The sequence below is a fragment of the Streptomyces sp. CA-181903 genome, assembly GCF_050937075.1.
Taxonomy (GTDB): domain Bacteria; phylum Actinomycetota; class Actinomycetes; order Streptomycetales; family Streptomycetaceae; genus Streptomyces.
Window position 1 is genome coordinate 6,431,278 of sequence record NZ_JBNJLY010000001.1, and the last position, 13,334, is coordinate 6,444,611.

Annotated in this window: 12 protein-coding genes and 1 pseudogene; 6 read left to right on the forward strand and 7 right to left on the reverse strand. The window is 71.4% G+C overall.

The window, feature by feature from the left end; all coding sequences use genetic code 11:
• Positions 1-23 precede the first annotated feature (23 nt).
• The 7 genes from ACQEVS_RS28585 to ACQEVS_RS28615 form a co-directional block, all read right to left on the reverse strand.
• Entirely contained in the window at positions 24-1,673 is a 1,650-nt protein-coding gene (locus ACQEVS_RS28585) for an ABC-F family ATP-binding cassette domain-containing protein (protein ID WP_433025033.1), read from the reverse strand.
• 202 nt (positions 1,674-1,875) lie between these two features.
• The gene (locus tag ACQEVS_RS28590) at positions 1,876-3,084 is read right to left on the reverse strand and encodes a phosphatidylserine decarboxylase (protein ID WP_433025036.1); all 1,209 of its coding nucleotides are present in this window, start codon (positions 3,082-3,084) and stop codon (positions 1,876-1,878) included.
• 934 nt (positions 3,085-4,018) lie between these two features.
• Positions 4,019-4,783, reverse strand: coding sequence for a class I SAM-dependent methyltransferase (locus tag ACQEVS_RS28595; RefSeq protein WP_433025039.1), 765 nt, complete (start codon positions 4,781-4,783; stop codon positions 4,019-4,021).
• 82 nt (positions 4,784-4,865) lie between these two features.
• A complete protein-coding gene (locus ACQEVS_RS28600) occupies positions 4,866-5,090 on the reverse strand; it encodes a hypothetical protein (protein ID WP_433028202.1) in 225 nt (74 codons plus the stop codon).
• Positions 5,027-5,353 (reverse strand): Imm51 family immunity protein, encoded by a 327-nt coding sequence (locus tag ACQEVS_RS28605; RefSeq protein WP_433025042.1) that lies wholly within the window; start codon positions 5,351-5,353, stop codon positions 5,027-5,029. The genes ACQEVS_RS28600 and ACQEVS_RS28605 overlap by 64 nt, the downstream gene beginning before the upstream one ends.
• 464 nt (positions 5,354-5,817) lie before the next feature.
• Positions 5,818-6,360 (reverse strand): DUF1707 SHOCT-like domain-containing protein, encoded by a 543-nt coding sequence (locus ACQEVS_RS28610; RefSeq protein ID WP_433025045.1) that lies wholly within the window; start codon positions 6,358-6,360, stop codon positions 5,818-5,820.
• 1,152 nt (positions 6,361-7,512) lie between these two features.
• Entirely contained in the window at positions 7,513-8,175 is a 663-nt protein-coding gene (locus ACQEVS_RS28615; RefSeq protein WP_433025048.1) for a TetR/AcrR family transcriptional regulator C-terminal domain-containing protein, read from the reverse strand.
• Between the two features lie 240 nt (positions 8,176-8,415).
• Here ACQEVS_RS28615 and ACQEVS_RS28620 point away from each other — a divergent pair, with 240 nt between their 5' ends.
• From ACQEVS_RS28620 to ACQEVS_RS28645, 6 genes and pseudogenes are all read left to right on the forward strand, one after another.
• Entirely contained in the window at positions 8,416-9,321 is a 906-nt protein-coding gene (locus tag ACQEVS_RS28620) for an alpha/beta hydrolase (protein WP_433027982.1), read from the forward strand.
• Between the two features lie 53 nt (positions 9,322-9,374).
• Positions 9,375-9,533, forward strand: coding sequence for a hypothetical protein (locus ACQEVS_RS28625; protein ID WP_433025051.1), 159 nt, complete (start codon positions 9,375-9,377; stop codon positions 9,531-9,533).
• A 314-nt stretch (positions 9,534-9,847) separates the two neighbouring features.
• A pseudogene (locus tag ACQEVS_RS28630) lies at positions 9,848-10,867 on the forward strand (helix-turn-helix domain-containing protein).
• Positions 10,868-11,246: 379 nt separating this feature from the next.
• A complete protein-coding gene (locus tag ACQEVS_RS28635) occupies positions 11,247-11,720 on the forward strand; it encodes a phage holin family protein (protein WP_433025054.1) in 474 nt (157 codons plus the stop codon).
• A complete protein-coding gene (locus ACQEVS_RS28640) occupies positions 11,717-12,169 on the forward strand; it encodes a DUF3618 domain-containing protein (protein ID WP_433025057.1) in 453 nt (150 codons plus the stop codon). Before ACQEVS_RS28635 ends, ACQEVS_RS28640 begins: the two co-directional genes overlap by 4 nt.
• The gene (locus ACQEVS_RS28645; protein ID WP_433025060.1) at positions 12,166-12,432 is read left to right on the forward strand and encodes a DUF4235 domain-containing protein; all 267 of its coding nucleotides are present in this window, start codon (positions 12,166-12,168) and stop codon (positions 12,430-12,432) included. The genes ACQEVS_RS28640 and ACQEVS_RS28645 overlap by 4 nt, the downstream gene beginning before the upstream one ends.
• Positions 12,433-13,334 lie beyond the last annotated feature (902 nt).

A 13,334-nucleotide genomic window follows, 5' to 3' on the forward strand; every position in this document is an offset into this window, starting at 1 on the left:
AGGGGGCGGGCCGCCCCGGACCTTCAGGACAGGGCGACCAGCTCCCGGTACTCCTCGCTCCACAAGTCCTCGTCCGCGTCCGGCAGCAGCAGGACGCGGTCGGGGCGGAGGGCGTCGATGGCGCCCTCGTCGTGGGTGACCATGACGACCGCGCCCGGGTAGGAGCCGACCGCGGCCAGGACCTCGCCGCGGGAGGCGGGGTCGAGGTTGTTGGTCGGCTCGTCCAGCAGCAGCACGTTGGCGCCGGAGTGGACCAGTCCGGCCAGCGCCAGACGGGTCTTCTCCCCGCCGGACAGCACCCCGACGGGTTTGTCCGCGTCGTCCCCGGTGAACAGGAACGCCCCGAGTACGGACCGGAGTTCGCCGTCCGTCAGGTGCGGCGCGGTGGTCGCCAGGTGGTGGAGGACCGTGCGGGCGGGGTCGAGGGTGTCGTGTTCCTGGGCGAAGTAGCCCAGCCGCAGCCCGTGTCCGCGCACCACCCGGCCCGCGTCGGGCGCCACCTCGCCGGCCAGGACGCGCAGCAGCGTCGTCTTGCCCGCGCCGTTGAGCCCGAGGACCACCAGGCGGCTGCCCCGGTCCACGGCGAGGTCGACCCCGTCGAGGACGGGCCGGCCGCCGTAGGACTTGGTCAGACTGATCGCGCCGAGCGGCACCCGGCCGCACGGCTCCGGTTCGGGCAGCCGGATCCGGGCGGTCTTCTCCACCCGCCGGGCCGGCTCCAGCCCGGCGAGCATGCGGTCGGCCCGCCGGCTCATGCTCCGGGCCGTCACGGCGGTGGCGGACCTGGCCTTCATCCGGTCCGCCTGCGCGTGCAGGGCGGCGGCCTTCCGCTCGGCGTTGGCCCGCTCCCGGGCGCGGCGCCGTTCGTCGGCCGCCCGCTGGGCCAGGTACGTGCCCCAGCCGGTGTTGTGGACGTCGATCGTCGCCCGGCCGGGGTCGAGGTGGAACACGCGGTTGACGACGGCGTCCAGCAGCCGTGTGTCGTGGCTGATCACCACCAGGCCGCCCTGATGGTCGCGGAGGAAGTCGCGCAGCCAGGCGGCGGAGTCGGCGTCGAGGTGGTTGGTCGGCTCGTCGAGCAGCAGGGTGCCGTCGTGGCCGGCGAACAGGATCCGGGCCAGCTCCACCCGGCGCCGCTGCCCGCCCGACAGGGTGCCGACCGGCCGGCCCAGCGCCTCGTCGGGCAGCCCGAGCCCGGCCGCCACCCGGGCCGCCTCCGCCTCGGCCGCGTACCCGCCGCCGGCCTGGAAGGCGGCCTCGGCGCGGGCGTACGCCCGCATGGCCCGGTCCAGTTCGGCGGATGCGGAGGCTGGGACGGATGCCACGGAGGAGGATGCGACGGAGGACGTGGCGGAGGCGGACATCGCGGCCTCCGCGTCCCGCAGCGCGCTCAGGGCACGGTCGAGGCCGCGCGCGGACAGGATCCGGTCGGTGACGGTCGCCTCCGGATCGGCGGCCCGGGAGTCCTGGGCGAGGAAACCGACCGGCCCGGTGGCCAGCACGCTCCCGGCGGCGGGCCGCGCGCGGCCGGCGAGGACGGTCATCAGGGTGGTCTTCCCCGCGCCGTTGCGGCCGACCAGGCCGATGCGGTCGCCGGGGGAGACGGTGAAGGAGATGTCGGACAGCAGCAGCCGCGCGGCCGCGCGCAGCTCGACACCGCGAACGGTAAGCATGAGGTGACGCTCCGAATAAGCTCAAGGACGGACTTCTGGTGCGGAAGCGGGTCCTGAGCTAGGAAATTCGGGGCGTCGACATGTGGTGAACGGTAACCGGCGGGCCCGGGGCGGCGCATCTCCTTTTCCCGTACGCGGCACAGCCTCCCCGGCCCGGCCCCCGCGGCGCCTCGCCCGGCTTGCGGGGAGGGCTCGCGCCGGGTCAGGGGGAGAACGGGCGGACGCGCCGGGAGCGGGTGCGGAACGCGTCGGTGAACAGCTTCTCCGTCCGCTCCCGCGGCTCCAGGACGCCGATGCGCTGCCCCTGGAGCAATTGAAGTGCGGGGAACCGCCCCTTTTCGAAGAGGAGGATGTTGAGCGAGCCGCCGTACTTGAAGTTCCCGATCCGCTCGCCCTTTTCCACCCTGACCGGCTCCACGCGGGGCTCGGTGAACTTCGGCAGGAAGTTCACGGACGCGATCGAGTTGAGGCCGACGGGCACGAGGCCGACGTATCCCTCCCCGTCCGGACCGCCGTAGGCGTTCTGGTACTGCGTCTTGATGATGACGTATCCCCGGCGGAAGTCCTCGAACATCGAGTAGTCGTAGCCGTATCCGACGTTCCCCTTGTCGAGCAGGCCGGGAAAGTCCCGCATTCCGTAGTAGCAGCCGCCGATGTCGTCCCGGGCGGCCACCACCTCGCCGGCCACCGGGGCGTGGTACCAGTGGTAGCTGTCGGGCATCAGGATGCACGACACCGCCGTGCCGCCGATGAACTTCTCGGCGTATTCGGAGTGGTCGAGCAGTTTTCCGACGTTCATGCTCACCGTTTTGACGGGAATCCCCGTGTGTGGCCCCAGTTCGTCGACGATCATATTGATGACGCAGTCGGCGGGGGCGACGACCACCGTGTCGTCGTCCTTCGCGGCGATCGGGCGCCGGTCCTCCTTGATCTCCCGGACGAAGAACTCGTTGAAGTTCGGCCAGTCCCTGACCTTGTAGTCGTCCATGCGCTTCGAACCGAGCTCCCGGACCCATGAGTCGACGAGTTCCCTGGATCGCGGGTCGTCCATCTGGCTGCCCTGCAGGTGGGTGAAGTCGGCGGTCATCGCGTAGCCGGGACCGGAGGTCACGAAGGTCATGCCGGCGTCGTTCAGGTAGTTGATCCAGCTGAACTTCTCGATGTAGTCGAGGCCGTTCCCGACCCCCGACCTCCAGTCGTACCATTCCCCGAAGAAGTCGCAGAGGCGCCGGATGTCCGCGCCCTGCCAGTCGTAATAGACCTCGGAGTTCTTTTTCTCCGGGCAGGGTACGACGTGCTTGATCGCGTCGTCGTACAAGGATGCGAAGTTGTCGTGGTTCTGGTCGTACCAGGTCCGGATCCGCTGCTGAAATTCGTCGATGCTCGTCGAGAAGGTGATGTCGCCGCGCATGGCCCGCCTCTTTCCGTTGGTTGTGGGTGAGGGGTGTTGCGTGGACGTGGGCGTGGGGGTGGGGGTGTCGTGTGGCGGTGAGAGATGCCGTACGGCGCCGCCAAATCTGCCCCGCGGCCGGTCTCCCGAGGAAGGGGACCAGGGATGTGTACACCGTTCCCTGCCAGGGGCGGCGGGGTGCGGGCCCCGTATCGCTGTGCGACCCGCGTCCCAGAGGTCCCGGAAGCGCCGCACGTCCTCGTCTCCGGTGTCTCGTGGGACCGACTCGTCCCCTCTGTCAACTCCCGTTGCGGGGTTCGGAAGTCGCGCACAATGGCCGGTACGCATTCGGGCTGACATTCGGTTTTCCGCCGAAAGGCGCGGAGTTTCAGCGCCTGGAGGGGAATATCGGGCGGAAAACGCGGTGATTCAGCTTTTTTCTACGGGCCTGTGGACCGTGCCCCGGCAGGTGTCGGCGGATGCGGCAGGGCCCGGACCGGTGTTCGGGTGGTGCGTGGGTCAGTGGTGGCGCCGGGGAGGGGGCGCACTTCAGCCCGTCCGGCGTTTGAGGACCTCGCGGCGAAGCCGCGATGCCGGGGTCCGGGGCGGCACCCCGGGAAACGGTGAAGGGGTGGGACTCCCCCTCCACGACGGGCGGAGAGGTGAGACGTGCCCGAGAACTGATTGGGCGGTGCCTGGCGGTGCCGGTGGTTACCGGCGGGTGCCGGCGGTTCCGACGGGTGGGACGGGTGGGACGGGACAAGGCACGCGTCTCGGAAACGCGGCCCGGATGCCACGAAGCCCGAAGCCGCGGCCACTGCGCTCCACCTCGGCGCACCCGCCAGAACGCCGGCGGACAGCCATGATGCATGACACAACTGACCGTGCAGCACGGCGCCTTAACCCGTAGAGCCGGGCGCCGCCGACCCGCGGAGTCGGCCGCCGCCGGAAGGACTCACGGACGAAGGGCGACCAGCAAGTCGACGACGTACGTCTCCTCGACCACCTCGTCAGGGAAGGCTGCCCGCAGCACCGCCCGTTCGGCCGCGAAGAACGCCCGCCGACGCCCCTCGTCCAGGAGGAGGAACGCCGACCGGCTGCCGATGTTGCCGAGATGGACGTCGAGGGAGACCGTCCGGCTCCAGCGCAACTGGCGCCGTGCGACCCGCAGTCCGGTCAGCCCGGCCAGCCGGACGGCGTCCTCGTCACCGGGCCGGGTGGCGGGAGCCGGCGCGGTCCCACGCGTGGCACGCGCGATGCGCTCCCGCTGCGCGCGGATCCACGGCACGTCGAAGGCGGTGGTGTTCCACCAGATGGCCAGCGCACCGGCCGGACGCAGGACGCGCAGCGCCTCGGGGACGGACTGGGCCGGATGGGTCCACTGCCAGGACTGCGCGTACGTGACGAGGTCGAAGGAAGAGCCGACCAGCGGCAGCGCGTTGCCGTCACCGAGCACGACCGGCACCCCGGGCAGCGCCTCTCGGCATTGCCGGGCCATGGCCGCACCGGGTTCGACGGCGATCACCTCGGCGCCTCTCGCGCACAGCAACGCGGTGGCGATCCCGGTACCCGCCCCGACGTCGGCGACGCGGGCGCCGACGAGGCGTCGCCCGGAGAGTTCCTCGACGGCGTCCAAGAGGGCGGGCGGATAGGAGGGCCGGGCGGACGCGTACTGGGCGGCGGCCGTGTCGAACGACCGGGCGCGGGGATCAGCGGTCATCCCCGCATCATCCGTCATCTGCCATCGCCTTCGCGCCGCCCTTCGCCCCGAGTCACCACCGCCCTTGCCATCGCCCTTGCACTCAGCGTGTCAGGCGGTCGCTGTTCGTACCGGGAGGTAGGCCGTCGGGGTACACCGCGGCTCCCCGACAGTCGGCCGACCGGCCGAGGCCGGCGTCGAGTGCGTCGAGCGCCGTGTCGCCGTTCCCCCTCGCCCGCTCGGTCAGCATGTGGATGGAACCGATCAGCATCGTCCCGGGCGGAGCGAGTTCGTACTCGACGCGCGGCAGCGTAACGATGTCCCGCACTGCCTTGGCCTCGTGATGACGGATTCAACGGCGGCCTTGAGGCGCGCGAGGTCGCTCGGACTTCCGGCCGCGCAGAACGAACCGGCCTCGCTGTCGAAAACGAGGCGCTCAGCGGTGTACGGCCAGGCAAACCGCACGAGACCTGCCCAGAAGTACCCGTTCGGCTCATGATCGACGGCAGTTGCTGCTGCGTCGGCAATCAGACCGCCGGCATCCCTGGTCAGCGAGTGCACGCCGTCGGAGTCATGCAGCGTGATGGACACGGCGTGACCCTCTCACGCCCGGTGCGCGGGTTGCCCGGCCTCCGGGATCGCTCATGCGGTTCTCACCGCCGTCGGACCGGGTGCATCCGTCCGCTCACAGCACCGGATGTCCGCCAGGACCCCGGACCCGGTGGGCCGTGCGGGACACGCCGGTCGCGTCGGCGCTCCTTCGGCCACTGCGAGGCCACCGGGCCGTATCCACCATCGTTGCCGCCGGTCCAATGCCTCGGCCGGCGCTGCGGCCTCGGTGGGCCGCCGACGTGCGACGCGGATGTTGTCGTCCGAGAAGCCACGGCCCGTCCTCCCGGTCTGGTCGTGCCGCGCCAACTCGCGGAAGGATGGGGAGGACCCGGGCCGCGACGGGGGCAACGCACGGTCGCTTCCTTCGCCTTCGTTCGACGAGAGGAGCCGGTCGAGTCGCGGGCCGCTGTGTCTCAGGCCGGACGGGGTACCGGAGTGGGGCCTCAACGCCAAGCGTGGCGGATCCGCAGTCGTCCGAAACCCATGGTCCCGGAGATGCGTATCTTGGGTCCGCCCGGGCGGGCATGCCGCGGAGCCCGGTAGCGCAGGTCCTTCCAGCCGGTTTGCAGGCCCTCGACGTCGACGACCGCGTCGCGAGGCACGGTGATCCGGGCCCCGCCGGTCCCGAGCCGCAGCTCGATGTCGACGACCGGATGCTCGACGATCGCCCGCGACAGATCCAGACGGACCGTTCCGTAGGCGGACGCGACTTTGAGGACCCGGGGCACCCGCCATGCGCCTCGCCGCCGGATCCGCCCGCCGGCGGCGGCGATCGTCGATGTGGTGCCCGGGTGCTCCTCCGGCAGCGAGGCGAGAGCCGACGCGAGCTCACTGTGCACCGTGGCGGTGAGCGCTTGCTGGAGGCGATCATCCAACTCTTCGTGGGAGATCACACCTTGGGTGTACGCGTCCTGCAGGCGCCGGACGGCCGTATCGCGGTCTCCATCGCCGATCGGCGGCGACGCGTCTTCCGATGGGGAGGTCACCGTCGCACTCTACTGACGTGCCGACGACGTGCACACGACACGGCTCCATGCGCTCCCGTGTAGAGGGGGCAGTCGACGGACCTAATATCCCGTCGCCTCCGCCGCCGACACTGGCCCTGACCGCCTGGTATCCCCGCCAACGAGCTGTCACTTGTGCACATTGACGACGACGAGGTAACCGCCCCGGCCGGTGCCGATCGGCTCGCCGCGAGCGGGACGCGACTGCGCATGCCCTGGCCGCCGCCGTACAGGTATGAGCGCGCCAGGGGGACGACTGCACCGGCACCCTGGACGTACGGCGCCTAGGCTACCTGCGCGTGCTGTCACTGGCGCCGGACCGCGTCCGGCTGAGCCGGACGCCCCGGCTCGCCGCGCGTGATCGCGCCGGTGGAACCGCCGTCGCCCTCCAGCAGGACGGAACCATTGCCCTGACACAGGACGGGCGCAGCGCCCCCTTCCCTGCTCCCGGGCGATCTGGTCGTGACCGACCTGCGGCACCCGTTCTTCTTGGAGCAGCGGCACCGCTGTTCCGGCTTCCCGGGTACGTCCCGAACGTACCGTCGGCGACGCTCGCATCGGTGACCGGGCGCGCCCTGCCGACGGCCGGGGGAGCGGCGGCCCCGGTGGCCGCTTTCCTGGCCCGCCTGGCCGACCGCGCGTCGTGCGTCGCCCCGCCCGTCGGCCGACGTCTTGGGCGGAGCGGTCGCGGACCTGCCGGCCGGGCTGGTGATCACGTACACCGAGGCGCCCGCCGACCGCCCGGGCGCGGCCCGTGCCCACCTGCTGCGCCGCCGTGTACCGCTGCACCGACCGGCACTTGTCCGCCCCCGAATCCGTGGCCCGCGCCCACCGCATCTCCGTCCGCTACCTCCACCGCCTCTTCGAGGGCGAGTGGACGACCGTTGGCGGCCACATCCGCCACCACCGAGTCAAGAAATCCGGCAAGGATTTCCGCGCGTACGGGGCAACCTGTGCTCGGCGGTCGGAACGGTCGCGGACAGCGGACCACCCCCGCGTGGGGGGACGACGCTCGCTTGCTCGCCGCGTACATGTCGCCGCGGGGGCCCCGCGCGCGGGGACGGCCTCGGTTCCCGGCACCGGCCCCACGAGCTAGTGCCGCGTCAGAGGACCCTTGCCCTGTTGATGAAGAGATCAGGAATCGCGGGCGGTCTGTGCCTCGTGCGGGTCAGCTGCGTCTTCGGGTGCGTGCTGCTGGACCCCTGAGAGGAAGACGCGCAGGCCGTAGGAGAACCGCCTGCCGGGGTCGGCGGCAGCCAGTGTCTTCAGTCCCCTTGCGAGCGGGTCGTGGGCGTCCAGGCCGGCGGCCTCCAGGCGTGCCGTCCAGTTGTCACCGGCCGGCATGCGGGACTGGGCTTGTTCCTCGATGGTGTGGCCGAGGACGAAGTAGAACACCGCGAAGGTGATCTCCCAGGCGCGATCCGGCGGGAACCCGGCCTCGGCAAGCACCTGCGCCGCACGTCGGCTCGCGATCATCGTGTGCGGTCCGGGGGCGAACGTTCCGGAGACCATCCGGGCGCCGTCGCGGCGGCTCAGCAGCGCTGTGCGCAGTCGCTCGCCCAGAAGCTCCAACTGATCAACCCAGGGCAGGTCGGACGGAAGCGGCGCGCCGACCCCTTCCAGCAGTTGGTCGGCCATCGCGTCCAGCAGCGCCTCCTTGTTGGGGAAGTGGCGGTAGAGCGCGCCGGCTTGGACGTCGAGTGCGATGCCGAGCTTGCGCATGGTCAGGCCGCCGAGTCCCTCGGCATCGAGGAGGTCCAGGGCTCCGGCTACGACGTTGGCCCGGCGCAGCAGCATGCGCGCGATCCCTTCTTCTCGCGGACGGCACCGGGTGCTCGGTGATCGCCCTCGGCTTGACAGGGGGCCACCCTATCCTTAGCGTGAACATCGTTCACCGTGAACGCTGTTCACGGTGAACGATGTTCACCGCTTCGTGGTTCAGCTTCTTCAGGGAGGGCTCCCATGAACCAGCCGATCGACAGCCGTACCCGATTGGCCGACGATCTCGATGCAGGGGCGAGTACGCGGCTGACCGGCCTGGATCCCGAGTTGGAAGCTGCCATTCCGGCGTTCCCCCGGGCCGACCTGAGCGATCCTGTCGCCGCGCGCGACAGCCTGGCCCGGCTGGCCGCCACCGCACCCGCCCCCGATACCACCGGCTTGGAGATCGAAGAGCGCACGGTGGACGCCGACCCGCAGGTGCCGGTGCGGATCTACCGCCCTCGCGAGGCCCGCGGCGCGATTCTCTGGCTGCACGGCGGCGGATTCGTCATGGGCGACCTGGCTACCGAACACCCCTGGGCCGTCCGGGTCGCTCACGGATCCGGCGCCGTGGTGATCTCGGTGGGCTACCGCCGGGCTCCCGAGCACCCTTATCCCGCCGCTCTGGACGACACCTACGCCGCGCTGCTCTGGGCGACGGGGCACGCCAGCGAACTCGGCCTCGACCCGGCGCGGATCGCGGTCGGCGGCCACGGTGCCGGTGCGACCCTCGCGGCCGCAGCCGCACTGCGGGCACGCGACCGGCAGGGGCCGCCGATTCGCTTCCAACTGCTCAACCAGCCCGCGCTGGATGACCGTCACCAGACATGGTCAGCGCGGAAGTTCACCGCAACTCCGTTCATGACGCGTGAGAAGGTCGCCGCCTCGTGGCGGCACTACCTGGGCCCGAATCCCGACGCGGCGTCCATCTCACCGTACGCCGCCCCGTCGCGGGCCACCGACCTGTCCGGCCTGCCGGCCGCCCACATCGCCACCGCGCAGTTCGACCCGAACCGCGACGAGGCCATCGACTACGCGCTGCGGCTGCTGCAGGCGGACGTACCTGTCGACCTGCACCAGTGGGCCGGCACCTTCCACGGGTCACAGGCGGCCGTATCCGCCGAGGTGTCCCAACGGCAGATCGACGAGCTCGGCGCAGCCCTGCGCCGTGCCCTGGCCTGAAGGGAACGGCCGCGGACCAGCGACGAACGTCATCGGGGGAAGCAGACACCGACATGACCATCGCCACGATCGACCTCTTCGAGTGCTTTCTGCACCTTCGCCCCGATGGCCAGGTGCGCGCCGAGCCGCCGGCCTTCGGCCCCGAGCGAGACGGCTGGCAGGTGATGGCATCCCACGTCGCCACCGACGCCGACCTCCACGCCGACCACTGAAGAATCCATCCCGACGCGGACGAGGCCGTCTCCTGCCTCACCGGCCGGATACACCTCTGCTTCCGGCCCCTGCGGGCGGGAGGGGAGCGGGAGGAGGTCGAACCGGCCGCCGGAAAAGCGGCCATCGTGCCGCGTGGGCGCTGGCACCGCAGCGAACTGAACGCGCCAGGAGGTATCTTGAGCGTCACCCTGACGCAAGGCAGCCGCCTCGAAGAGCGGACCCGCGCCGAGTGACGCATCAGGCAACGCCGGCTCTGTCGTGAGGTGTCGCCCGGTTGCTGTGCCGGGCGGCGCCGGGTCGCCGGAATTATCACGTGGCCGAACGCCTGCAGGTCCGGGCGACTGACGACCATGTGGGCGAGCGATTGCTGCGGATCATTCTCCGAGGCACGGGTTCGGTGGTGATTTGGCGGCAGGCCCCGGTAGTGCTGTTGTCCGCGCAGGGCATGCCCGTGGCGGAGATCGCCGAGGTGACGTTCACCAGCCCTGACCGGACCCCGAATGTACTCCACAAGTTCAACGCGGACGGATTCGAAGCGCTCTACCCGAAGTGCAAGGTCGGCCGGCCGAGAATCTTCACCCTCCCCGAACGCCGGGAGATCAAGAAGACCGCCAAGTCCAGGCCGACCGAGCACAACCTGCCGTTCCCGACCTGGAGCCTGGCCAAACTGGCCGATTTCCTGGTCGCCGATGGGGTGGTCGACGACATCAGCCACGAGGGCCTTCGGGCCCCGCTCCGCCAGGAGGGCGTCTCGTTTCAACGCGTGAAAACCTGAAAGGCTTCACGCGATCCCGACTACGCGGCCAAGAAGGCCCGCATCGAGCACCTCTACGCGATCGCTGACTGCGAGGTCGTACCCGAGGAAGGTGGGCCTGAAGTCATCTTCTGCATGGAAGCGTTCGGGCCGCTCAGCCTCCAGCCCCACCCCGGCCGGCAACGGACCGAACGCGGCGGGCGGCACAAGGATCAAGACCGCGCCGCCGAGCGACCTGCACACGTCCCCACGGGGTTCGCCACCTGTTCGCCGCCTACGGCCTCGCCAAGAACCACCTCTACGGGCACATCGAGAAGACCAAGAACGCGAGGCGCTGCCGGCGGGTCGCGACGTGGGCAACGGCCGACAACGCAGAGATCTCATACACCCAACCGATGGCTCCTGACTCAACCGGATCGAGGCCAATTCACTGCCCTGCGTTGCTTCGCTCTCGATGGCACCCACCACACCAGCCACAAGGAGCAGGGAAGCATGATCCGCTGCTACGTCATCTGGTGGAACAAACACGCCGCCGACCAACGCCTCCGCGAGGTCGTGAACAGGGCCAACGTTGCCTGATGCGGCACTAGAGCCCCGCCGGGCGGCCCGACTTGCCCGGCAGTGCACCCGCCCTTGTCTCCAAGCGCACGGAGTGACCGCGCACGGCCGGGCGCGCGCCTTGTGAACGCGCACCGTGCTGCGCCCGTGCTGCGCACTTCACAGCGAGCGTCTCGCGACGAGCGCCTGGCAACGGGTGTCTCGCGACGGACGCCGCGCAACGCGCTCTTCGCAGTGCGCGCCCCCGCGATGTGCGAAGCCGCGACATCGGGAGGCCGTTTCCTCGCGGAACGGGGTAAGCGCCAGCCGAAGGACGGCGCGCCGGCCGCCCGAAGACGCTCGGTCCCGGGCGGTCGCCGGGCGCGCACAGTACGGCAACACGGAGGACGGGTGATCGTCGATGAGTTTTCTGGACCGGATTCCCCGGCAGGGCCAGGGCCGCGCTGACGAACGGGGGCGCGGCCGGGTGCCCGGACCGGTGCCGCGCCAGGTGGAGGAGCCGGTGAGCGCCCTCGTCTCCCGGGCGTCCGACCAACTCGCCGAGCTGGTACGGGCGGAGATGCGGCTGGCACGGGCGGAGATGCTCGAGAAAGCACGGGGTTTCGGACGGGGTGGCGGACTCCTCGGCGGTGCCGGGCTGGTGGCGTACGTGGCGTTCATGGGACTGGCGGCGTCCGCCGTCGCCGCCCTGTCCCTCGTCCTGCCGGTATGGGCGGCGGCGCTGATCGTCACGGGTGTACTGGCCGTGTGCGCCGCGGTGTTGGCCATCGCGGGCCGCAAGCGGATCCGCGAGGCTGCGCCGCCGGTTCCCGGGCAGGCGATCGAAGGTGTCAGGAAGGACACCGCGATGATCAAGGAGAGGAGCACCCGATGAGTGCGAGTTCCGAGGACGGACGAACCGCCCCCACGACGGACGACCTGCGGGCCCGGGCCGAGGACGCCCGTGAGGAACTGGGCGGCACGGTGGACGCCCTCGCACGGAAGGCCGATGTGAAGGCGCAGGCGAAGCGGAAGGCGACCGCCGTCAAGGACGCGGCCGGGCAGGCCACTGGACAGGTGCTGGGCAAGGGCTCGGACGCCGTCCGGCAGGTACGCGACCGGGTACCGGAACCCGTCCGCGCCCAGGCGGCCACCGCCCGCGCCGAACTGGCGCACCGGACGACGACGACCGTCGCGAAGGTACGCAAAGTGACCCCGGCACCTGTCCTGATGACGGTCCGGCAGGTCGCCGGGCTGCTCCGCCGCGGGCGGGGACCGCTGCTGGCGGCAGGCGCCGTCGTCCTCGTGGCGGGGGCGGCGCGACGCGCGAGGAGGGCTTCGTGAAGGCGGTGAGGATCGCCTACAAGCCGGTCGGGCTCGTACTCGGCCTGGCCGGCGGCATGCTCGCCGGAGCGGCCTTCCGCCGGACGTGGACACTGCTCGGGCACGACGACGACGCACCCGACGCGACCGACGAGGACCGCACCTGGCGCGAGATCCTCCTCGCCGCCGCCGTGCAGGGCGCGGTGTTCGCCGTCGTCAAGGCGGCCGTCGACCGCGGCGGCGCCACCGCGACGCGCCGGTTGACGGGGACGTGGCCGGGCTGAGCCGGGATCTGGGAGCTGCGCGCTGCGAGCTGCGAGTCCGGACCCGCGATCCACGCCCCGTGCGCCGCGATCCGTAAGCCACCACCCACCGCCCACCACCCGCGATCCGCGAAACCGGAGGCCGCCGCCTCTGCTGCCTCCGGCGTTGACGGGTGCGCCCGGCGGCGGCCGCCCCGGCCTCACGCGACCGGCCGGCCGGGTGCGGTTCGGCCGGGGGCGGGGTCGGTGCGCGGGCCGGGTTCCCGCGCGGGACGCCCGTGTGGTGAGGCCGGGGCGAGCATGGCTACTGTGCCGGGTGGCCGGTCCATGAGCGTGGGCCGCCCTGCTCCGTCGGTCGCCTCGCCTGGTCGGGTATTTTGGCCCGTCGGCCGCCCCGACTCGGCGGCTCCCTCAGCCCGTTGGCCACCTGGGCCGTCCGCCACCTGAGCGCGTCAGGCGCCCGGGTCCCTCGGGCGCTCCGGCCCGTCACATCCGGCCCGGTACCGAATCGGTCCGGCCTCCCGGCCCGTCGGGTACCCGGGCCCCTCACGCATTCCGGCCCGTCGTATCCGGCCCGTCAGCTCCTCGGCCCGTTGGGTACCCAGGTCCGTCCGGCCTCCCGGCCAGTCAGGCACCCGGGCCCGTCCGGCATCCCGGCCCGTCAGCTCCTTGACCCGTCGAGGTACCCGAGTTCGTCCGGCATCCTCGGCCGTCGGGTACCCGGGCCCGTCCGGCATCCCAGCCCGTCAGCCCTTCGACCCGTCGGCCACCCGGATCGCTCCGGCCTCCCGGCCCATCAGGCACCGGGGTCCGTCCGGCATCCCGGGCCCCTCGGGCCTCCCGGCCCGCCGGCCACCCGGTCCGTCAGCGACCCGACCCACCGGGCAGCCGGCCCGCCGGGCAACCCAGCTCGTCTCCCCGGT

Bases quoted from the DNA above. Each gene is read 5' to 3' on its own strand.
- ACQEVS_RS28585 (WP_433025033.1), bottom strand. From the start codon at position 1,673: ATGCTTACCGTTCGCGGTGTCGAGCTGCGCGCGGCCGCGCGGCTGCTG.
- ACQEVS_RS28590 (WP_433025036.1), bottom strand. From the start codon at position 3,084: ATGCGCGGCGACATCACCTTCTCGACGAGCATCGACGAATTTCAGCAG.
- ACQEVS_RS28595 (WP_433025039.1), bottom strand. From the start codon at position 4,783: ATGACCGCTGATCCCCGCGCCCGGTCGTTCGACACGGCCGCCGCCCAG.
- ACQEVS_RS28615 (WP_433025048.1), bottom strand. From the start codon at position 8,175: ATGCTGCTGCGCCGGGCCAACGTCGTAGCCGGAGCCCTGGACCTCCTC.
- ACQEVS_RS28625 (WP_433025051.1), top strand. From the start codon at position 9,375: ATGACCATCGCCACGATCGACCTCTTCGAGTGCTTTCTGCACCTTCGC.
- ACQEVS_RS28635 (WP_433025054.1), top strand. From the start codon at position 11,247: ATGAGTTTTCTGGACCGGATTCCCCGGCAGGGCCAGGGCCGCGCTGAC.
- ACQEVS_RS28640 (WP_433025057.1), top strand. From the start codon at position 11,717: ATGAGTGCGAGTTCCGAGGACGGACGAACCGCCCCCACGACGGACGAC.